This window comes from Clostridium drakei (genome assembly GCF_000633595.2).
GTDB lineage: Bacteria > Bacillota > Clostridia > Clostridiales > Clostridiaceae > Clostridium_AM > Clostridium_AM drakei.
Genome location: NZ_JIBU02000027.1, coordinates 152,155 through 173,612, shown reverse-complemented (window position 1 = coordinate 173,612; position 21,458 = coordinate 152,155). Strand labels below are relative to the sequence as shown.

General features: G+C 30.1%; 18 protein-coding genes and 2 pseudogenes. 6 read left to right on the top strand and 14 right to left on the bottom strand.

Going from position 1 to position 21,458, the window contains the following annotated elements; all coding sequences use genetic code 11:
- Positions 1 to 14: 14 nt before the first annotated feature.
- Complete coding sequence (locus EG57_RS0215455) at positions 15 to 1,124, bottom strand: uroporphyrinogen decarboxylase family protein (RefSeq protein WP_032078074.1); 1,110 nt, start codon at positions 1,122 to 1,124, stop codon at positions 15 to 17.
- A gap of 329 nt (positions 1,125 to 1,453) precedes the next feature.
- Here EG57_RS0215455 and EG57_RS0215450 point away from each other — a divergent pair, with 329 nt between their 5' ends.
- On the top strand, positions 1,454 to 3,010 hold the full coding sequence (locus EG57_RS0215450; protein ID WP_032078073.1) for a PucR family transcriptional regulator: 1,557 nt from the start codon (positions 1,454 to 1,456) through the stop codon (positions 3,008 to 3,010).
- A gap of 162 nt (positions 3,011 to 3,172) precedes the next feature.
- A complete protein-coding gene (locus EG57_RS0215445) occupies positions 3,173 to 4,294 on the top strand; it encodes an HD-GYP domain-containing protein (protein ID WP_032078072.1) in 1,122 nt (373 codons plus the stop codon).
- Between the two features lie 88 nt (positions 4,295 to 4,382).
- Here the strand turns inward: EG57_RS0215445 and EG57_RS0215440 are convergent, their stop codons facing one another.
- Genes EG57_RS0215440 through EG57_RS0215425 form a run of 4 tightly spaced genes read right to left on the bottom strand, consistent with a single transcriptional unit; the run spans position 4,383 to position 7,959 of the window.
- The gene (locus EG57_RS0215440; RefSeq protein ID WP_032078071.1) at positions 4,383 to 5,783 is read right to left on the bottom strand and encodes a PTS fructose transporter subunit IIC; all 1,401 of its coding nucleotides are present in this window, start codon (positions 5,781 to 5,783) and stop codon (positions 4,383 to 4,385) included.
- A gap of 20 nt (positions 5,784 to 5,803) precedes the next feature.
- The gene (locus tag EG57_RS0215435) at positions 5,804 to 6,247 is read right to left on the bottom strand and encodes a PTS sugar transporter subunit IIA (protein ID WP_032078070.1); all 444 of its coding nucleotides are present in this window, start codon (positions 6,245 to 6,247) and stop codon (positions 5,804 to 5,806) included.
- On the bottom strand, positions 6,248 to 7,186 hold the full coding sequence (gene pfkB / locus EG57_RS0215430) for a 1-phosphofructokinase (RefSeq protein WP_032078069.1): 939 nt from the start codon (positions 7,184 to 7,186) through the stop codon (positions 6,248 to 6,250).
- 2 nt (positions 7,187 to 7,188) lie between these two features.
- Positions 7,189 to 7,959: a DeoR/GlpR family DNA-binding transcription regulator gene (locus EG57_RS0215425; RefSeq protein ID WP_032078068.1), complete on the bottom strand. Its 771-nt coding sequence runs from the start codon at positions 7,957 to 7,959 to the stop codon at positions 7,189 to 7,191.
- 732 nt (positions 7,960 to 8,691) lie between these two features.
- Between EG57_RS0215425 and EG57_RS27480 the strand changes: the two are divergent.
- Together EG57_RS27480 and EG57_RS0215415 are read left to right on the top strand one after the other, a co-directional pair.
- A pseudogene (locus EG57_RS27480) lies at positions 8,692 to 8,937 on the top strand (CatB-related O-acetyltransferase); the annotation flags it as partial.
- Positions 8,938 to 9,765: 828 nt separating this feature from the next.
- Positions 9,766 to 10,356 carry an SPOCS domain-containing protein gene (locus EG57_RS0215415; RefSeq protein ID WP_032078067.1) on the top strand — a complete coding sequence of 197 codons (591 nt, stop codon included), beginning with the start codon at positions 9,766 to 9,768 and terminating at the stop codon, positions 10,354 to 10,356.
- A gap of 134 nt (positions 10,357 to 10,490) precedes the next feature.
- On the opposite strand, the gene EG57_RS0215410 is transcribed toward EG57_RS0215415, so the two are convergent.
- Positions 10,491 to 11,780: an L-cysteine desulfidase family protein gene (locus EG57_RS0215410; protein ID WP_032078066.1), complete on the bottom strand. Its 1,290-nt coding sequence runs from the start codon at positions 11,778 to 11,780 to the stop codon at positions 10,491 to 10,493.
- A 678-nt stretch (positions 11,781 to 12,458) separates the two neighbouring features.
- Between EG57_RS0215410 and helD the strand changes: the two genes are divergently transcribed.
- Positions 12,459 to 14,705 (top strand): RNA polymerase recycling motor HelD, encoded by a 2,247-nt coding sequence (helD, locus tag EG57_RS0215405; protein ID WP_032078065.1) that lies wholly within the window; start codon positions 12,459 to 12,461, stop codon positions 14,703 to 14,705.
- Between the two features lie 206 nt (positions 14,706 to 14,911).
- On the opposite strand, the gene EG57_RS0215400 is transcribed toward helD, so the two are convergent.
- From EG57_RS0215400 to EG57_RS0215365, 7 genes are all read right to left on the bottom strand, one after another.
- Positions 14,912 to 15,502: a 4Fe-4S single cluster domain-containing protein gene (locus tag EG57_RS0215400; RefSeq protein ID WP_032078064.1), complete on the bottom strand. Its 591-nt coding sequence runs from the start codon at positions 15,500 to 15,502 to the stop codon at positions 14,912 to 14,914.
- Between the two features lie 15 nt (positions 15,503 to 15,517).
- Positions 15,518 to 16,237: a hypothetical protein gene (locus EG57_RS0215395; RefSeq protein WP_032078063.1), complete on the bottom strand. Its 720-nt coding sequence runs from the start codon at positions 16,235 to 16,237 to the stop codon at positions 15,518 to 15,520.
- Between the two features lie 38 nt (positions 16,238 to 16,275).
- Positions 16,276 to 17,949 (bottom strand): AAA family ATPase, encoded by a 1,674-nt coding sequence (locus EG57_RS0215390; RefSeq protein WP_341350120.1) that lies wholly within the window; start codon positions 17,947 to 17,949, stop codon positions 16,276 to 16,278.
- A 99-nt stretch (positions 17,950 to 18,048) separates the two neighbouring features.
- Positions 18,049 to 18,807, bottom strand: coding sequence for a ComEA family DNA-binding protein (locus EG57_RS25530; protein WP_052037952.1), 759 nt, complete (start codon positions 18,805 to 18,807; stop codon positions 18,049 to 18,051).
- 24 nt (positions 18,808 to 18,831) lie between these two features.
- Positions 18,832 to 19,572, bottom strand: coding sequence for a ComEA family DNA-binding protein (locus tag EG57_RS25525; RefSeq protein WP_052037950.1), 741 nt, complete (start codon positions 19,570 to 19,572; stop codon positions 18,832 to 18,834).
- Between the two features lie 50 nt (positions 19,573 to 19,622).
- A complete protein-coding gene (locus EG57_RS0215370) occupies positions 19,623 to 20,126 on the bottom strand; it encodes a hypothetical protein (protein ID WP_032078061.1) in 504 nt (167 codons plus the stop codon).
- A 1-nt stretch (position 20,127) separates the two neighbouring features.
- On the bottom strand, positions 20,128 to 20,343 hold the full coding sequence (locus EG57_RS0215365) for a DUF2997 domain-containing protein (RefSeq protein WP_032078060.1): 216 nt from the start codon (positions 20,341 to 20,343) through the stop codon (positions 20,128 to 20,130).
- A gap of 208 nt (positions 20,344 to 20,551) precedes the next feature.
- Here EG57_RS0215365 and EG57_RS27390 point away from each other — a divergent pair.
- Positions 20,552 to 20,663: pseudogene (locus EG57_RS27390) on the top strand (ABC transporter ATP-binding protein); the annotation flags it as partial.
- Positions 20,664 to 20,706: 43 nt separating this feature from the next.
- Here EG57_RS27390 and EG57_RS0215360 read toward each other — a convergent pair.
- Positions 20,707 to 21,438: a DUF429 domain-containing protein gene (locus EG57_RS0215360; RefSeq protein ID WP_032078123.1), complete on the bottom strand. Its 732-nt coding sequence runs from the start codon at positions 21,436 to 21,438 to the stop codon at positions 20,707 to 20,709.
- Positions 21,439 to 21,458: the final 20 nt, after the last annotated feature.

The following is a 21,458-nucleotide window of genomic DNA, read 5'->3' as shown; positions in this document are numbered from 1 at the left end:
ATTCCCTTTCATTATTATTTGCCCATTGCAGCTGCAATCATGGCTTTAACATTTTCAGGTTTTGAATTAGGAGGAACACAACAGCCTGCAGCCATAAAGAATCCCTGTGGTGAGAATTCATCTACAAGTTTTTTACTGTAATCGTATACTTCTTCTGGTGTTCCCAATGATAGAAGCGATGGTGAAACATCTCCCATAAAAGCCATACGCCCACCAAGGACTTCCTTAGCTTTAAATATATCAGTTGAACTGTCAGGATGGAAAATTGCTCTTCCCTTAGGAACACAAAGGAAGTAATCCAAGAAACGACTCCAATCCAAATCCATATGAAAATAAATGTTTGATCCTTCCTCAAGAATTACATCTATATTCTGCTTCATGTACTTCCACATATAGCAATCAAAATCTTTCATAGATAAAAAGTCTCCTGCTCCACGGCCTCCACCTAAAAATACAGCAAGTGGTTTTTTCTCACGTATTTGTTTTCTTAAATCATTTAACTTATCCACCATAAATACATCAAATGCCGCTTTAACCTTGTCAGGCATTCTATGCATATCCCTCATCAATTTAGGTATAGTACGCGCTCCACTAAATACAGTAAATGGTCCTCCTGTCGCTGCAGTTGTCAGCATAACACAACCTGCCTCTGTATATTTTTTTGCAATTTTATCAGCAATAGTTCCATAATATTTCATATCATCATATGCACTTTTCAGATTTTTTTCACAAAAGTCTTTATAAAAGTAATTCCAGCCTTTATCAATGATGGTGTCATAATCTTCTTCAGTCATCTTACCAATTTCATCTATCTGCCACTGTACATCATCTTTAAGTTCACGCCCAGGCACTCTTGCAGCTGAAAGATAACCCAACCCACTTGTTGTTGGTAATCGAACTGGAGTAATTACACAATCTATATCACCTATAGATTTTAATGAATGCACTACTTTATCTTCTGCCGCCTCATTATCTGTTACAAATTCACATAGCTTTCCCCCAGCATACCTTAGTAAAAATGCCCCTGCATGAAGCATAATAGGAGTCCTGTCCGTTTTTTGCATTGCAATATTCTTTTTAATTCTTTCCAGATGCTCATTATACAATTTCTCATTACTTTTCATGATAATAACCCCCTTATAAATTAATCAAGTGATTCTTAGACTCAGGTGGAATTTACTGTGATGAATACCTTTCCACATCTAAGTCTTAGAATTACTTGATTATAAAATTTTAAGATACCCTATACCTTTTCATAAACTCCTTTGATAAAAAGTCTATGGTATTTTATTTTTCTTCAGTATTAATGCTATCAAAGTTTAAACATTTGTTCAATGTTACATTTTTAGAAAACATTAACAAGTTTTTGCAAAATTTCACAATCAATCTGTTGCTAGAAACATATCAATGAATTATAATTAAATTGAATTCTTTACAATGAGAGGGATAAATTATGTCAGTTCTAATGAGTGAAATTGCTAATGATTTGGTAAGGTATAACGCTGATTTTAGAATTAAACGTGATTCCTATGTAAGATGTTGTAAGTTTCTTAACAACAGTATTTTATCATTAAATTCAAAAGATATATATTTAGTAAACATTTCGAAAATATCTCCAAATATTTCTTTTAATAAAATTGTAAATTTTTTATTTTTTACTAATTCACATGTACCTAAGTATTTGAAGAATAATCCAATGGTAAATTATATTTCAATTAATCAAAGTATAAGCAAGACAAAAATCTTTAATGAACTTCAAGATTTATTTTTCCACAGCGAATATGAAACAAATTGTACTCAAAAACTGTTTCATGCTTTAAACAATGGGAAAAATGTGAAACAAATTCTAGACATTTGTGAAGAACTTCTTGGAAATCCACTGCTTCTAGCAGATTCATTTTTATATTTGATAAATTATTCAGGTTTTGACGATAGTATAGATGAGCCTGTATGGAAAGATTATATTACAACTGGACATATACCTTTAAAATACATAAATCAACGAAATTTAAACTTGACAGTACAAAACACCATAACTTCAGACATTATGTGGAATACCAGCACTTTAAAACACAAACAAATTATTTCAAGAATACGTTTAAATAACACTGTAATTGCTTATCTTAAAATATTAGAATATAACAAAAAAATCACTAAGAATGATATAATGCTCCTTCCTACAATTTGTAACACTCTAGCACTAGCAGTAGAAAAAAGCAAATACAGTTTTTTTATACCGGAATCTCCTATTGAAACGTTAATGATAAGTCTACTAAAAGGAGATATGATTTCACAAATTTCCATTGAAGAAATAGATATTCAATTTAAGTGTCACTTATATACTAATTATTACATTTTAAATTTTTATATAAAAAGTCATGTTCCCGATTTAACAATTAAACTGTACCACATGAAAGGATTAATTAACAGCATTTTTAATCATTACCATACAGTTTTATATGATGATCATATAGTTACACTAGTTAATAAAAAAAATACCAATGAACCAATAATCGATAGCGATTTACATAATTCTTTTATGCAATTGTTATCAGATAATCAACTTATTGTCGGGGTCAGCCGATGTTTTCACAATATAGTCGAAATTCCTAAATTTCATATGCAGTCAATTAAGGCTGCTAAACTAGGGTACAAGCTAAATAGAAAGGAAAGTCTTTATTTTTATAATGACTATGCTATCTATCATTTGTTTGAAGCCTGCTCTTTTAAAGAAAAAATAGAAGAATTCTGTGATCCTTCTATTTTGAAATTGATTGATGATGATAAGGAAAACGGAACCTTCTATGCCCTCAGCCTTTATACTTATATTCAAAATAATTATGATATACAAAAAACATCAGCTATTATGAATGTACACTATAATACCATAAAATACCGTCTTCAAAAGATCCAGGATACTCTACAAATTAACTTAAAAGACAGTAATGTTATATTTCATATTAATCTTTCTTTTCGTATTTTAAGCTTCTTGGGATATGTTAAATTTTAAATCATATTTTTTATAAAAAATTATAACAATGTCCTTCAGTATATTAGCAAAAATGACGAAAGTTAGTATAATAATAATTTTTATACTATACATTTTAGTAATCAATTTACTTATAAGAATAACATTTTAATATATTGTAATGTATAGAAGGAGATGAGAAAATTGGATTTGGATAAAATACCTGGTAAAATAGCTGTACCTATAGATAAATTAGAGCCTGGCATGGTGGTTGCAGAAGAGATTAAATTGAATGATAAGGTTTTCATAGCTTCAGATGTAAAGCTTACGGATAGGCTTATAGAAAAATTAAAGAAATTATTGGAGGATTTTTCTATAAAAGACGATGTAAAAATATTTAATCCAGAAAGATATAAAAACATTGATATTATGCTTCCTGTACATAATAAATCTAAAAATGTCAATATACGATCAAATCAAAATGTTTTAGGAGTTGAAATGTATTTTCAAGCATATACAAGAGTGCTTGGAGAATTATTTACAAATATAAATTATAAAGCTGATGACATTATAAAGGAAATAAAGAAACTTTCAATGGATATACAGATGGATCTTCATTATCCAGCACCAGTTGTGAAAAATATAGTTCTTTATGGCAGTGGAGGAGATTATTTATACAGGCATTCTGTTAATGTGTCCATACTATCTTTTATGCTTGGTAAGTGGTTAGGATTAAGTGGATCAGAACTAGAATTACTAACTTATTCAGCTTTATTACATGATTTTGGAAAAACCAAATTGGATTGCTCAACCTTAAATAAAAGTACAAAATTATCTCCATCAGAATTCAAACACATAATGCTGCATCCAATACTTGGATATGAATTTATGAAAAAAATACCTTCTGTTCCTGAAGATGTTCTTCAGGGGATACTAATGCATCATGAAAGATTGGATGGTTCAGGTTATCCACTAAAACTCAAGGAAGAAAGAATACATAATTTTGCCAAAATTATTGCAATTGCAGATATATTTGAAGCCATAAACTCCAACAGAATATATAAAAAAAGAAGATCTCCTTTTGAAGCTCTTGAAACAATAAAAAGTGAAAGTTTAGGAAAATTGGATTACAACTTTTGTAAAGTATTCATTGAAAATATTAGCAGTTTTTATGTTGGTGAGAAAGTTTTATTGAATACCAAAAAGGTAGGCACAATTTTAAAAATTGACTATAACAATTTAACATGTCCGTTAATTTCTGTTGGATCTGAGTTTATAAATTTAGCAGAAACAAAGGATGTACATGTGAAAAAACTTATATTATAACCAAGCTAAGTCAATTTAAACTCACAATAAGTAAATATAGCTGCCTTACTTTCTATTGTAAGGCAGCTCTTAAAACTAATATTTATATCTATTCAATGTTTTTCTTAATTACTGAAAGTATCACAGCTGTTACCACAGTACCTGCTATTAAAGCAATTAAGTATCCACCAAGATTTGTTACAACATTTGGAATTGCTAAAACCCATGCTCCACCATGAGGAACTGCAAGTTTACAACCCAGTATCATTGATATTGCACCTGCAACTGCAGAGCCTGCCATGTTTGCAGGTATTACTCTTAATGGATCTGCTGCTGCAAATGGTATAGCACCTTCTGTTATAAAGGATAATCCAAGTGCCCAAGCTGCTTTTCCTGCTTCTCTTTCTGCATCTGTAAATTTCTTTTTAGCTAGTACTGTTGAAGCTAAAGCTATTCCAAGTGGAGGAGTCATTCCAGCTACCATAACTGCTGCCATTATTGGAGAACCACCTGCTACTATTGTACCTGTACCAAAAACATAAGCTGCTTTATTAACTGGACCACCCATGTCAAATGCCATCATACATCCAAGAATTAAACCAAGAACTGCTGCATTTGCACCTGCCAAGCCTTTTAACCAAGCTAGTAAAGCCGTATTTATAGCTATAAGAGGACCGCCTAAAATAAATAAGTATATTAAACCAATTAGTGCTACTGAAAATAATGGTAATATTAAAACTGGCATTAAACCTTCTAATGTTTTTGGAAGTTTAATAATCTTCTTTAAGCCTAAAACTATATAACCTGCTAAGAAACCTGTGATTAAAGCACCTAAAAATCCACTGCTGCCAGCTGCTGGCGGATTAGCTAAGAATTGTCCACTATAAATTGCTCCACTTGCAAGAGAACCACCTACAAAACCAGCTGCAATACCTGGTCTATCAGCTATTGAATAAGCAATATATCCTGATAGAACTGGAAGCATAAGAGCAAATACTCCCTTACCTGTGTTAAATAACGCTTCTGCAAGAGTTCCTGGACAGTCAAAAACATAAATTCCACCAAGAGCAAAACCTAAAGCTATTAAAAGACCACCAGCTGCAACAAATGGTATCATGAAGGATACACCTGTCATTAAGTGCTTGTACACACCTGTTTTCTCTTTCTTTTCAACTACTGGCATTTTTGTATCAGCTTTTCTTTCTGCTGGTTTAGCAGCCAAAGCACTATTTATAAGACCTTTTGCATCTTTAATTGCATCTTTAACTGAAACTTTTACCATTGCTTTGCCTTCAAATCTTGACATATCAACATTCGTATCTGCTGCAATTATAACTGCATCTGCTTCTTTTAACTCCTGCCCTGTAATTACATTTTCAGCACCTACAGAACCTTGAGTTTCAACCTTTATTTCATGTCCCATTTCCTTTGCTGCCATTTGAAGAGCTTCCGCTGCCATATAAGTATGAGCTATACCAGTTGGACAAGATGTTACTGCTACTAACTTCATAATTTTTCCTCCTCTATTATTTATTCAAAAACTTTTATGAATTCTTCAAAACTCTCAGCTTTAAATAACTTTTCTCTTATTTCAGTGTGCATAAGCTTTCTGGAAATTTCGCTTAATGCTCTTAAGTGAATGTCACTTGATTCTTCTGGAACAGAAATAAGAAAATATAGGTAGGCTGGCTTATCATCCATAGATTCATAATCTATCCCCTTATTACTTCTTCCAAAAGTTATGGAAGCTTCCTTTACAGTATCACTTTTCCCATGTGGTATTGCAATTCCCATACCTATACCAGTTGAGAATTCTTCTTCTCTTTTTAGAACAGCTTGTCTAAATTTTTCCTTGTCAGTTATTTTTTCATCCTCATATAAAATTTCTATTAATTCCTTTATGACTTCACCTTTATTAGTTGCTTTTAAATCAAAACACATTCTATTTTTTGAAAACATATCCTTTGTTGCCATTTAAAATTCCTCCTTAATTTCACATTTAACATCTATTAATAATTCCTTTACCTGTTCTAAAGTACAAGCCTGAGTGCCATCAAGTGCTACAGAAGCTGCACCACAGGCTGTTGCAAATTTTAAAGTTTCTTCATCACTATAATTGTTTAATAAGCTGTAAACTATAGCTGCTACCATTGAATCTCCAGCACCTACAGTACTTTTTACTGGAACCTTAAGTCCATGGCATTTATATACCCCATTTTTTGTTACGAACAATCCGCCTTTTTCTCCAAGTGAAATCATAATTTTTAATATTCCCTGGCTGCTTAATTGTTTAGCTGCATTTATAATGCTTTCATCAGAGTCATCATTTAATTTTAATAATTTTTGTAGTTCATCATCATTAGGCTTAATAATATCAGGGCAAGCCTTTATACCTTGTTCCAAAAGATTTCCGCTTGCATCTAAAATCACTAGTGCTTCTTTTGCTTTTGCTATTTTTGTTAATTGTAGATAGATATCATCTGGCAAGGATGGACTTACTCCACCTGATAAAACTATAATATCTCCTTTATTACATATGGATTTAAATTTATTTATAAATGTTTCAAGTTCATATTCACTAACATTTGGACCTGGCTCATTTATATCTGTATTTGTATTACTTAAACTATCCACTATTTTAATATTTGTCCTTGTTTCATTTTTAATATGGATAAATTCATTACTTAATTCCCTTTTTTTTAAATCTTGGATAAACACACTCTCAAGGTTACCACCTAAAAAACCTGTGCATAAAGAATCTACATGAAAGTTTTTTAAAACTTTCGAAACATTTATACCTTTTCCGCCAATGTCTTGTCTTGTGTTAATTGCTCTATTTACATTTCCAACACTTAATCCATTTAATGTAATAGTTTTATCTAGAGCAGGATTCAAAGTTACTGTTATTATCACATTTATTCCTCCTGTTCAGTACAAATTATTTCAACTCCAGCATCTTCAAAATTTTTTAAAGTTTCTTTGTTTAAATTTCCACTTGTTATAATGGAAGATACAGCTCTTATAGGGCTTATAACGGAAAAACATACTTTATTAAATTTAGAACTATCAGCTAAAACAATAACTTTGTTTGATACATTCATCATAACTTTTTTAGTTTGAGCTTCTATAAAATTAGGAGTTGTGACACCTTCTTCTATTGATATACCATTAGTTCCAATGAAGGCTTTGTCAACTCTAAAATTTTTTAATACATTTTCAGTTATAGAGCCAACCATAGCTCTTGTAGTAAATCTCAAGCTTCCACCAGTAACAATAAGGTCTATATTTTCATTATTCGCCAGAACAGCTGATATATCTATGGAATTCGTTATAACCGTAACTCCATGCGCAGTTATGTGTTTTGCTACTTCTAAAGTTGTAGTTCCTGAATCCAGTAAAATTGTATCCCCATCTTTTATCATAGAAGCTGCAATTTTTCCTATAATAACTTTTTCATCGTGACCTTCTATTTCTTTTTCTTTAAAAGAAGGTTCAAAACTAGTACTTTGTAAGCTAACTGCTCCTCCATGAGTTCTAGTCAAAAGACCCTTTTCATCCATCTCTTGTAAATCTCTTCTTATAGTAGATTCAGAAACATTAAATATTTCTGTTAATGCATTTACTTTTAAACTACTTTGTTCTTTTAACAATTCTGATATTTTTTTTTGGCGTTCTTCTGCAAACATATAATCATCACTCTCATTCAATTATTTTTAATATATCTTTCAAAATCAATCATTTTGTAAACGTTTTTGATTGATTTATTTAATTTTAACCGATTTAATTCATAATGTCAATAAAATTTTGAATGTTTTTAATTGATTATAAACGAATATGAACAATATTAATAGATAACGCTTGTACTCGGTCATATCAAAAGAAATTTCCTTCGCAAAAGAGCAATTATTTGATAAAATATGCATGATCGAATTTGATACTGCAATCAAGTAATTCGTAAACTCAGGTGGAGTTTACCCGTGAAAAGAACATCCCTTACCTGAGTAGGCGTGTAATTATATGATGAACTTTATCATAATTAACAACATACATTATTACTATAGATGCAAAAATTAACTTTAAGGAGAATTAAGAGTATGATTGTTAAATTGGCAGTACCTGCTTGGACAAATAGAGAAACTAAGATGTTCTACTTTAACGTTGAAAATAAAGATAGTTTTCCACTGATATGTGTTGGGAGGGATTCCTATCTTGCTGACGGACTAATTACCACTGGAGCAAACTTTACCTTTTCTGAAGGATATGCAGTTCATAATTTACATGTAGGTCAATTCTCTTCAATTGGACATTGTTCAAATTTTACTGTAGGGTTGGGGCATAATTATTTCAATTTAACCACAGGGGTATCAGAGTTATTTAAAGAAAATATCGAACCTGACTATGAAGGTAATTATAAAGAAAAGGGACAAATATTGATTCAAAACGATGTATGGTTAGGACATAATGTAACTATAATGCCAGGGGTAATAATTCATAATGGAGCAGTTGTAGCTGCTAACTCCCATGTTGTTAAAGATGTACCCCCATATGCACTGGTAGGAGGAAATCCTGCAAAGATAATAAAATATAGATTCAGCAAAGAAATAATAGATAAGCTTCTTACTATTCAATGGTGGAATTGGAGTGACGATAAAATCAAAGAAAATAATGAATTCTTTAAAAGTCAGGATATTACTGCTTTTTGCAATAAATTTTATGATGAAGCGGTAGATAACAATAAAAAAATTAAAGATATTCAAATATCAAGATTAGATAACACATATCTATTCTTCATGGATTTTACAGATCCATATGGCATTTGGAAAAGAGTAATAAAAGAATTTGTAACAAAATTCAAATCAAAAGAAGATTGCCTATTAATTCTATATATTGATAAAGAATCTTCAAATAACAATGTTGAATTAACTAATTCACTCCATCAGTTTATACATGAATTATCAACATCCGAGAACTTTAAATGCAGTATTAATGCTTATATAAGCGCTAAAGAAAATGAAAGATCACTATTTAAAAATGTAGATTATTTTATAACTAATAGAAGCAAGTATACAATTCTTTATTCAGAATATGCATATGAAAATAATGTTAAAATAATCTCCGGTGTTGATATTCCTATATTTTAAATAAATACTATAATACTTTTTATATTAAATTCTTGATTTACTAAAGATACTACCTGCATAATAAATTTAACTAAAAGTTACAGATTAACAATGGAAATCACTAAGTTTTCAACAAGGCTGCTGCTGTATACCGCTTGTACCAGAACCCTTCATGTTTTACGCATATATTATTCAGGCATATGCACTCCATTATTGCATGATTAATGAATATAGAATATCGTTCATTATAAGTAGCAAAAAACATCCTACAGAATATAATGTATTGACAAACAAAAGAAAGATGGAAGATGATTTTTAGAATTATTTTCATACTATTAAAAATACAAGAATTATGAAGGAGTGATAGACATTATGGTATATAATAGATATCCAATCGTATCTAAAAATAACCCTTTTGTAGCAAAACCTGCACCTGATCCAAAAAGACTAATTCAAGTTCCAAGGATCCTTGGATTTGGAGAAAAACAAGAATTCGTAGTTCGAGAACTAACAATTTCTCCACCAAGCCCTGCACTTTTCCGTATTATAGCTACTGACAAAATGGTTGTAATTACAGATTTCAAACTAGTACCACTACACGGAAAAAAAGATTGTGATAAATTCTATGCAAAAGTAATTATTGATGGCTATATTGATAAAAATATAAACTATAAAACAATAACAGATTTTACAACAACTGACGTAAACGGACCAGTATATCAATTTACAACAAGAGTACCATTTGCTACCTATGTTGAAGTAACTGCAACAGAACCTGTAAGAGAAACTGATAATGTAGAAATATTAGATGCTTTTGTAGAAGGCGAAAAAGATGAACTTTTAAATCCAAATCCTGTAGCAGTAGGAGCTCCAAGTTGGGCAATAACCTATAATTCAGTTCTTGAAAAAATGCTTATATGCATTAAACTTAAAATTACAAGAAGTGATCATATTTTTTGCTAACAAGTATTCTAAATAAATAAAAAGCACTAACTTTCTAATACAAATTGTCATCAGACTGCAGACAAACACATTTTGTCTGCAGTTTTATTAAACAATATTTATTAATTTAATTTTACTTAAGGAGCAATTTATTACTAAACTTTCCTTTTATTTTGAAAAATCTCTACAATAGTTTTTTCGGTACCAATCATTCCTGGAGATGCAATTTGTCCCATATTTTTCATGGTTTCTTCAGGAGTTTTACCATTAATGCCGTGTACATCATCAATATATACGCCATTCATTGCAAAATCTACAGCTTTATAGGCAGCATCTACAGCAACAATTCCTTTCATGGTACAGCCTTGATTTCCACCATCACATATCATACCAGTAATACTACTAGCCATATTGTTAAGCACATGGGTCATCATATCTATAGTTCCACCACGTAAATATACCAATGCACATGCCATTCCAGAGCCTGCTGCTATTGCGCAGCCACAAAAGGCTGAAAGTTTTCCAGAATACTCCTTAATATACATGCAAACTAAATAGCTTAACGCAGTAGCACGAAGCAATTGCTCTTCAGTATAACCATTTACCTTATAAGCCGCATACAAAGGCATGGTAGCTATAATTCCATGAGCACCAGAGCCTGTAATACTCATTGCTGGCTTGTTTAAGCCAATTACACGAGCCTCAATTGCCGCATTGCACAGTAAAGATGCAGTAGACTGTTCATCTTTAGAGATTTCCTTTCCTCCATTGTTTTTCAGAAGATGTCTGGCAAATGTTGTTCTAGGATTTTTTAACCCTTCATTATATAATTCCAGATTGACCTTATAAGCTTCTTTTATAAAACTTATTTCTTCAATATCAACAGTTGTAATATAATCGTATAATTGCTGAAGAGTATATTTATGTATATCAAATACTTCATTCAACAACTCATCATCATCATTTCCTTTTTGACATTTTTGTTCCATTTTTACTTTTCCATTTACAGTAATCTTTGTGATATTTGTATGTGAATCCTCTATGGTAACAACAGCTGTATCAATTTCGGTAATAACTTCAGCTTCTATAAATATTTTGCTTGTAATTCCCTTAAGTTCAACTGTGACAACACCAGCCTTTACCAGTTTATCAGCTTCTATGTTATCCTTCTTTGTTACATTTTCCAATGCTTCAAGGCCTTTTTCAGCATTTCCTGCTACATACCCCAGCGCTGCAGCAAAGACATTGCCAACCTGGCTGCTATTTGGTATTCCGCAGGTAAAGGCATTCTTATACATGCCACTGTTCATTGCTACATTTATTTTTACCACATTTCCTTTTGTATAACTTCTTGCTTTTGCTACTGCAAAGGCAATTGCACCTGGTTCTGTCACTCCCAGTGCAGGCTTCATATCATCTTTAATTAATTGTGTTAATTCATGCATAGACAACTCCCCCTAAAATTTATATTACTATTTAAATTATATACCATTAATATTGTTGTTTTACAACAAAACACTTTGTTACCCCGGCAAAAAATCTTAAATAAAGTTGTTTTAAAATAAAAATGTGATGAACTTCACCACATTTTACTGAACTTTTTCATTTTCTATTCTCTTCATTAATTCTAAAATTTTATCCATTTTAGAATTATCAGCATCTAATTTTGTAAAGGTATTGTATATTTTCTCATCTTCATTAATATTTACCAACCTTTAGCAACAAAAAATTGTTCTAAGCTTTGTAGAATTCTGATGTTCTACAAAAACCGGAACAATTTTTGTTAATAACAATTTCTATACTAGTTTATTAAGCATTTTTAAAGAGCATATAAAACAAATGCCCAATAATTTACATTGTAGCTACTGTATTGGAAATATGGAATCTATGGCTAGAAGCTCACATTATAATGAGCAAGATTTTTTGATAATTAAAGTTAACGAAAAGAGGTGTATAATTATTGACATACCAAAACAAAAATGATATTATAATTCTACTGGCCTTGTATTTTTATATATAATATATCTTCTCAATTATATTATACTATTTGTTTAAAGCAATGTCAATGTTTTTTTATGGTAACCTTACTAAATCATTTGCTATTAAGGAAAGGATGGGATTAATTGAACAACTTTGAATGGAAACTGGAAAATGAATGGCTGCAAGAAGTGCTCAAGGAAGCTCAAAAACAATTTAATGAAAAACATGATTTTAAAGAAAAATTTAGAAAGGATTCTATTGAAACACAAAAGCAGCTTTGGCAGGATGTAGGCTCTTTATCCATAACTAATGGATTGGATCAGGTTGTAGAATTTATGGAATTCATCACAACTATGAAAATACAGAAAAAAAGGCATGAATTTGTGAGAAAACTTGAAGAAAAATATAAAAAAATACTTTTATCTCCCTATTTTGGGAGGATGGATTTTCTTGAAAGAGGAGATGAGAAAACTCAAAAGTGTTATATTGGAAGCTTCAATCTTATCAATGACAATTTTGATTTCCTAGTATATGATTGGAGAGCACCCATTTCCAGCATGTACTATGATTATGAAATTGGAAAAGCTAATTATACATGTCCTGAAGGAAAAATTCATGGTGAAATTACTTTAAAAAGACAGTATAAAATCAATAATGGTAAAATTGAATATATGTTTGACAGTAATCTAAATATTGATGATGAAATACTTCAAGGTATGTTGAGTAAAAGTACTGATAGTAAAATGAAGAACATAGTGACAACTATTCAAAGAGAGCAAAATAAAGTAATTCGTAATGAAGATTATAAAAATTTGATCGTTCAAGGACCTGCTGGAAGTGGGAAAACTTCCATTGCTCTTCATAGAATTGCATACATCTTATACAAGCATAGAGATAAAATAGCATCAAAAAATATAATAATATTTTCTCCAAATGAAATTTTTAATGAGTACATTTCCAATGTATTGCCTCAGCTTGGAGAAGACAATATGTGTCAAACTACATTTAAAGAATATATGCAAAAAGTCTTAGAATCTGCTTTTAAAAAGGAAGATTACAGTGAAATGATGGAAAATATTCTTGCAGCTAAGGAAGATCCAATGTATGAAAAAAGAATAATGAGTATAAAATATAAATCTTCCATGCAATTTATAGATATATTAAAAAAATATGTAGACTATACTGAAAAAGAAGATAGAAATTTTAAAGATATTATTATAAGAGGTAAGTTAATAATCTCCTCTAAGGATTTGCAAGAACTGTTTTTTAAAGATTATATACAGCTTCCACTAAAAAGGAGACTTCAAAAGATAAGAGAAAGAATATTATTTCTTATGGAGCCTTATGAAAAAGATTTGGTTGAAGAGGTAACCAGTAAACTTAAGGAATCAGATTCTTATATAGATAAAACAGAAGCTAGGAATCGTAGTATATCTATTGTAAAAAATGAAATGAAGGATATATATTCTGAAATCAATAAAATGACAGAGTTTGATTTAATGGATATTTATAAAAAGCTTTTTATGAAATTGGAATATCTTTCTGTAAGTTTTAATACTGGATACAGCGAAAAGGAAATTGGTGAAATAAAAAGCTATACTTTGGAGAATTTGAGGGCTGGAAAGCTTAATTATGAGGATCAACCTCCTCTTCTATATCTCAAAGGAGCACTAGAAGGAATTCCCAAAACCTCAGAAATCAAGTATGTTATTATTGACGAAGCACAAGATTATACACCATTGCAATATGAAATCTTTTATCAGCTTTTTAAGCATGCTAATATGACCATACTAGGTGACCTTAATCAATCCATCAATCCATTTATGAATGTAGGAGATTATAGCAATATATCTCATATATTTCCTAAAGCTAATACCTGCATAATAAATTTAAGTAAAAGTTACAGATCAACCATAGAAATTACTAAGTTCTCCAGAAAGCTGCTTGGCAAGGAGATTACTGATGGATGTGTAGAAAGAAGTGGAGCTGAACCTTTAATCCTTGGTTTTTCAGATGAAAAAGCCATAAAAGAAAAATTTATCGAAGATATAAAAGTGTATAAGGAGAAGGGTTATAAATCCATTGGTATTATAACAAGAACTGTAAAAGAAGCAAATGAAGTATATAATTTTTTAAAAGAAAGAATTCATGTTAAAGCCATATTGAAGGATGATGATGAATATGTAAGTGATACCTTGGTAATCCCAGCATATCTTGCTAAAGGATTAGAATTTGATGTAGTTCTTATATATAATGCAGGAGATGAAAATTATTGCTGTGAGGAAGAAAGGCTGCTGTTATATACTGCTTGTACCAGAGCTCTTCATATTTTGCACATATATTATTCAGGCAACTGTACTCCATTATTGAAAGAAAACCATGAAATTTAATCCTATAAAATATAATTGTTTAAGTAGGAATGCACCTATGATTCCTACTTAAACAAACCACTATAAAAAATCAAAGCTTATTATTAGCTATATATACTATTAAGTATTTTGTCAATAACTCTACCTTCCCCATTATTATCAACATAGTAATCTAAACACTCTATCTCTAACTGACCTAGCCTAAATAAAGCCTGAAGACACCATCTTTATACTTCAAATAACCCTTTAATAGCATTAAAGTCACCCATCCCATTTATTAATATTTTCCCCATAGAGTCCATTCGTATTTCAATTTGATTCTTTGTTTCACATATATTGTCTTTAATGTGCTTATACCTATCCGTTAAAAAATGATACCTCTGATTAGAAGAACCTACCCAAGGTCTACTTAGATCTTTTCTTTCTTGCAAATATGGGCCATCTATTAAAATATCTGTTAAACTAATTAAATCTTTAATACCATCATTTGTAGATTCTTGTAATTCCTCTAATGAATATCCTGTAAAGGTGACAATTGATAGATTCTTTCTCTTTAAAAGTAATGCAAGCTCACTTAGAGCTTCTGCTTGTTCAAAGGGTTCTCCACCTACAAATGTAATACCTTCAACTTCGGGACCATTTAGTATTTTTTGAGCAAGCTCCCTTACATCTATTTCAATTCCTTTATCCTTATTCCATGTAGGTTGTGCTGCACAGCCAGGACAATGTCTAGAACACCCCTGTACCCAAACACAAGCTCTTTTTCCTGGACCTTCCACATTAGTTACAGGTAAAAACCTGTGAATTCTAAGCTTCATACTAATAACCTTCTCCTAAATATTAATTGTTATAACAATAGAGTTATCTTCCATGATCTCTTCACTTTCAATTTTATACCCTTTTTCTTCCACCTTAGATTTTAAATTTTCGTAAGTGTTATTTTGTACATTACGTCTATAATCTTCATCTAAGTTATTCAAATTCATAAAAATATCTTTTAAATCATCTTTATTTTCTATTTGTATCATATAAAATGAATCTTTATTAGGTATAAGTTTAAAAGAGTGACTGCCAAGGCTGCAATTTATAATTCCATAATTTTGTTTTGAATAATTAACTCCATAATCATACAAAGTTTTCATTAATAAATTTTCATCTTTAAAGCTTGTTGGATATGATTTAAGTTCAAGTGAATCTGTATTTACATTGGAATTTGTAACCAATATCTTTCTACCTGCTGTTTTTTCTATTTTTTTAATTAACTCAGCTACACTCTCTTTTGAATTGTACTTTCCAAATGATGCAGTCCATTTTCCATCTATAAACTCCCAAAAGAAAAATTCTTTTTCATCATTAATATCAGTTTTTATAATATCTCCCCACTTAACTGCATCAAAACCAGCTTTTCTTAAAACACTAACCAATTCCTCCTCATCTTTAAAATTTGTTTTGACTTTAACCTGTGAAGCTTCAGCCATTTCCTCAAATCGCTCTTTTCCCATAATACCACGAACAGCTAATGCCAAAGGGATTAATGCTAATGATATTGACATTTAAAATTCCTCCTAATGCTATCATTTTAATAAAATTTTTAAAAATCTATGGCTCTTCCACCTCTACTAGATTTAATATCTTCTGGATTATTATAATTTCCTTCTGAGTTATTTTCTTTACTGGTTTCTTTTAATTCATAATTGAAAAGATCTTCCTTAGGTGTTGCTGCTACTGCACGTACATTGGCCCATTCACGTATAGCTCTGATTTGTTCTGCCTGTGTTACAACAAGAGGTACTATGTTTTTTATGGTTTTTTCAAAGTCCTCAAAAGTTATGCTTCTATCTTCAGAATAAGCTTCAAATAAAGCAGCTATTACTACTTGTTCAATTTCTGAACCAACAAAGCCTTCCGTTATTTTAGAAAGCTCACTTAGAACCTCATCAGTTAAAGAAAAATCTCCCTTTACAAAATCATCTTTTATTCTCTTCTTTATGTGAACTTTGAATATATCTTTTCTTTCATTAAACGTAGGCAGATCTACAAAAAATATTTCATCAAAACGTCCTTTACGCAGCAATTCAGCTGGTAACTTACTTATATTATTTGCAGTTGCTACTACAAATACTGGCTCTGTTTTTTCCTGCATCCAAGTTAAAAAAGTTCCAAATATTCTTGTTGATGTACCACTGTCCCCAGAATCCTGACCACTAAGTCCTTTTTCAATTTCATCAATCCAAAGTACAGAAGGTGAAACTGCTTCTGCAGTTTTTATAGCTTTTCTCATGTTTTCTTCACTACTTCCAACAATGCCACTAAAGATTCTGCCCATATCAAGGCGCAAAAGAGGAAGCTGCCACATAGCACTTATAGATTTTGCAATTAAACTTTTACCACAGCCAGGTACACCAGTTATCAAAACTCCTTTTGGTGCAGGTAATCCATACTTTTGTGCAGAATCGAGCCAGGATTTATTACGTTTCATAAGCCATCTCTTTAGATTTTCTAATCCTCCTACATCTTCAATTTTTAAATTACTTTTTATAAATTCTAAAATGCCTGTCTTCTTAATAACCTGACATTTTTCATCTAAAATTAATTCTATATCACTAGCATCTAATCTTCCATCCTGAGCCATTGCGCGAGCAAAAGAATTTTCTGCTTCTTGAAAAGTTAATCCTAATGCGGCTTTTGCTAATTTTTCTTTCTCATCTTCATTTAGATCTATACTAATTCTTCCTGTACTACTGTTTACCTGTATCATTTCATTTAGTAAAGTTTTTATCTCCTCAGCAGTAGGCAGATTAAACTCTAATATACTTATATCTTTTTGCAAATCTATAGGCAATACTAAACTTGGTGAAACAAATATTACGTTTTTAGGTTTATTGCTTTGCTTTATACTTGATGCTATGTCTCTTATCTTTCTAACTATTTCATTATCCTGCCCTCTTCCATTAACTCCAAAAAATACGTGAAAATCCTTTAATACAAATACTGATGCTTCTGAACATTTTTCTATAAACTCCAAAGCTTTAATTGGTGATTTTGTTTCCTGTGAAACGTTTTCTGATTGTCCTACTATTCCAGACGTTAAACTCCATGTAAATACCTGTCTAGGCGTTCTTATTGTGTCTTTATCACATGCTACACCCTTTATTACCGATAGAACTCTGTCTTCTTCCCAGGTAGGAATATATATATATGGAAATCTAGCCTTTAATAAACTAGTTAAATCCTTTTTAAATTTATATGTAGTATTTTTCTCCATTCTTATCGCTCCTCGTATGTTAAGTTATTAAAATCAGCCTAATGCCAAACTTATAAATGAGATATACGTAATCATAAAAACTATCTATACCTAAAATTATTAAAAATCAATTATCCTTCCACTTTTATTAGAAGATTTATCAGTTTTATTCTCAACTTTACTCACTACAATCAAAGGCTTAACCCTTTCTAATATATGAGGTTTTAAAGATAGTATTTCTGCAAATTCATCCACTGAATTAAAATATCCTTTAGCTTCCCTATGATTCACTGCTTTTTTCGCAAGTATTATACCTATCCCTGGTAATGTAGATAATTCATTTTCAGAAGCTGTATTAATATCTATAGGCTCACTTCTTAAATTTTCATTAGTAAATTGTTTTGCTTCTGTATGGCTCTCTCCTCTATCTTTAGACTTTGTATCTTCTTCAAAGCTAAAACTAAGTTTTACAGCAATATTTTCATTAGTGGATTGAAAAACATTATTATCTTCTAAGTTTACTTTTGATAGTTTATCCTTAACTATAATCTCCTTTACTTGTGAATCAGATAAAATTTTACCACCATATATGCTTTCAAGTCTTATAAGATATTCTGTTCTTATTGTAAAGGCATGAGCTATACCCACTATACCTAAAATAAGAGTTAAAACTGCAATAAAAGTTGTTGCTTTCCCAAATGTCATGACTGTAATAAAAGGTATTGAATAAATTAATCCACAAAATATCCATTTTTTACATTTTACTTTATATCCAATATAGAAAAAGCTTATCCAATTAAAAAAACCTAAAGTAAAAGTAGGGAGAATCCATAAAGAATTAATAATTTCCCATTTTTTTCTTTGAGATATACTACTCATTTTTGCACCACCTTTCTAATAATGTTAAAAATCAACTATTCTTCCGCTTTTATTAGAAGATTCATCTGTTTTATTCTCAATTTTACTCACTGTAATTAAAGGCTTAACTCTTTGTAATACATGAGGTTTTAAAGATAGTATTTCTGCAAATTCATCTACTGAATTAAAATATCCCTTAGTTTCTCTATGATTCACTGCTTTTTTAGCAAGTATTAGACCTATACCTGGTAAGGCAGCTAATTCGTTTTCAGAAGCTGTATTAATATCTATAGAGCTCATTGTCTCATTTTTATTTTCAGATTGTGGTTTATTTACATCATTATTAAAAACAACATTTTTATTTACTACAGCTTGTTCTTTATTTTCTGATGTATACTCAATTTTTGATGGATTTACTAATTTATTTTTTTTCATAATTATTTTTACTTCATCTTTAGTTAATCTTTTTCCTTCTCGAGTTGCTTCTAATCTAATTAAATATTCCTTTCTTATCAAAAACGCATGAACTATAGTCATGATTTGAATTAAATTACAATATCTATCTAAAAATAGAGAATTATTCAAAAAGTTTGACGAAAAAATAATAACATAAATTAGCATAATTAATGGAGTTGAATAAAATATACTCCAATAAATCCACCGTTTAGTGTTACTTGTTAAACCAACATACGAAAAAGCTATCCAGTTAATTAGAGGGATAAATGCAATTATTATATAACTTGATTCGCTTCTTTCCCATTTAGAACCTTTCGATGTAATTGCCATATTAATCATCTACCTTTACAATAATAATTATAATAATTTCAATAAAATAATTAAAAATCGATTATTCTTCCTTTATTTTCTTTTTCATCTTCTTTAATATGGTTTTCTTCATTGGAAATCATACTTTTAGATTGTTGTGTTAAAGTTGTATTTTCTTTTTCTGGATGAAGGTATTGCTTCTTATTAGAAACATTCTCAGAATTTGTTCTAGTTTCATTTATAAGCTTGTTTATATCAGCATTATCCAAGTATTTGCTTTTTAACAATCTATCATATCTAATAAGAACTTCTTCTCTGATTTTAAATATATGAACTATGCTTATTATCCCTGAAATTATTATTCCCCAAAAAGTAAGAGTTGTAAATTTACCAATTATTACAGTTATAATCAAAGGCAGTGCATAAAGCAGCGCATAATACGCCCACTTCTTACACTTTACTAATAAAGCACAATATAAAAAAGACGTCCAATTTGCAAATCCTAAAAAAAAGGTAAGCACTACAAAAATAGAATTAGTAATTTCCCAAGTCTTACCTCTATCTGTAACATTCAATTTATTCACCTACCTTTAATTCTTGATGATCAACTTCATCTAAAATCACTTTTTCTGTTTCATAATATTCCTTTGTATAATCTGAATCTACTGTTTCAGCTGCTAAAATATCTTCTAATATTTTAATATAATTAGTGCACTTTTTGCCTTTTACTCCTGCAACTTCTGCTTGGACAGTTCCATCTTCAAAAATCTGAACCTTAATCCGTTTTGTCAATTTTATTCCCCCTTTATTAAGTATAATTTTCACCTAATTGCAATATTATATTATCTTTACTGTTTACAGACTAATTATATAATTTAAATACATTATTTTCAACTTATGGTAACTGTACCTTTCCTGTGTAACTCTTTAATTTAATTTATTAATAAATGTAAAATGAAACTCCTTCCTATGCTTAAACTAGTAACAATAAAAATAATAAATTCAATTTACTAAACTAAATGATAATGAACTTACGGATTACAGAAAAAAATATAGGTTTTATATTTCAATTTTACAACTTGATACCTAATCTGACTGCAGGAGAAAATATTCTTTATTAGATCTATTTTTTTCATAAAACATAATACAATTATTCTAAAATATTTTCCCATAAGTCATTTGCATTTTTATGCCTCTTCTATCCTTCATAGGTTCTTTAGGCATTGTTTCAAATTTATTTTCTAGACCTATAACTCCAGAAACAGCCAGCACTAATGCATCTATCACATCATCTATTTTCTTTCTTGTTGGCACATCTTTTAAGTATTTATCTATTACCAAATCACTTTCATTATAATATCTCTTTAATATTTCTAATCTTCTTTGCTGTCCTTCTGGTTTTGTTTTATTTTCCAAAACTGCTTGTCCATTATTTAGTTTAGAAAAACATATTTCTGGATGTCCTTCTAATAACTTATTTTTCCACTTTGGTACCTTATTTAAAAATTCATCTACTTCCCTTATCTTTTTACATATTGCATAAGATAAGGGACTTAAACTTACTTTAAAATTTGCTTTATTTTCTTCAATTGCTTTTGTATAATTTTCTGAATAAACTGCTTGCCTACATGGAACATTAAATATACTTGACGCCTTCCCTTTTAAATACTTTCTCGCTTCAACTTCTGGACGTATATGATCGATATTTTCCGGAAGACCAATAGGAATATCTATAATTATACTATCTGCATTTTCATATTTATCGCATATTTCTTCAATGCTATTAAATTTATTAACTTCAAAACTTTTCTCCATTAAAGCTACTGCTACCCATTTACCTTTGCACACATCAATTCCAACACACTTATAGTTCTTACTTTTTATCATTCCTAATTCCCCCACACAAA

What these genes read in the sequence shown, in the direction of transcription:
- EG57_RS0215455 (WP_032078074.1), bottom strand. Translation starts at nt 1,124, where the DNA reads ATGAAAAGTAATGAGAAATTGTATAATGAGCATCTGGAAAGAATTAAA.
- EG57_RS0215450 (WP_032078073.1), top strand. Translation starts at nt 1,454, where the DNA reads ATGTCAGTTCTAATGAGTGAAATTGCTAATGATTTGGTAAGGTATAAC.
- EG57_RS0215440 (WP_032078071.1), bottom strand. Translation starts at nt 5,783, where the DNA reads ATGAAGTTAGTAGCAGTAACATCTTGTCCAACTGGTATAGCTCATACT.
- EG57_RS0215435 (WP_032078070.1), bottom strand. Translation starts at nt 6,247, where the DNA reads ATGGCAACAAAGGATATGTTTTCAAAAAATAGAATGTGTTTTGATTTA.
- EG57_RS0215425 (WP_032078068.1), bottom strand. Translation starts at nt 7,959, where the DNA reads ATGTTTGCAGAAGAACGCCAAAAAAAAATATCAGAATTGTTAAAAGAA.
- EG57_RS0215415 (WP_032078067.1), top strand. Translation starts at nt 9,766, where the DNA reads ATGGTATATAATAGATATCCAATCGTATCTAAAAATAACCCTTTTGTA.
- EG57_RS0215410 (WP_032078066.1), bottom strand. Translation starts at nt 11,780, where the DNA reads ATGCATGAATTAACACAATTAATTAAAGATGATATGAAGCCTGCACTG.
- EG57_RS0215400 (WP_032078064.1), bottom strand. Translation starts at nt 15,502, where the DNA reads ATGAAGCTTAGAATTCACAGGTTTTTACCTGTAACTAATGTGGAAGGT.
- EG57_RS0215395 (WP_032078063.1), bottom strand. Translation starts at nt 16,237, where the DNA reads ATGTCAATATCATTAGCATTAATCCCTTTGGCATTAGCTGTTCGTGGT.
- EG57_RS0215390 (WP_341350120.1), bottom strand. Translation starts at nt 17,949, where the DNA reads ATGGAGAAAAATACTACATATAAATTTAAAAAGGATTTAACTAGTTTA.
- EG57_RS25530 (WP_052037952.1), bottom strand. Translation starts at nt 18,807, where the DNA reads ATGAGTAGTATATCTCAAAGAAAAAAATGGGAAATTATTAATTCTTTA.
- EG57_RS25525 (WP_052037950.1), bottom strand. Translation starts at nt 19,572, where the DNA reads ATGGCAATTACATCGAAAGGTTCTAAATGGGAAAGAAGCGAATCAAGT.
- EG57_RS0215360 (WP_032078123.1), bottom strand. Translation starts at nt 21,438, where the DNA reads ATGATAAAAAGTAAGAACTATAAGTGTGTTGGAATTGATGTGTGCAAA.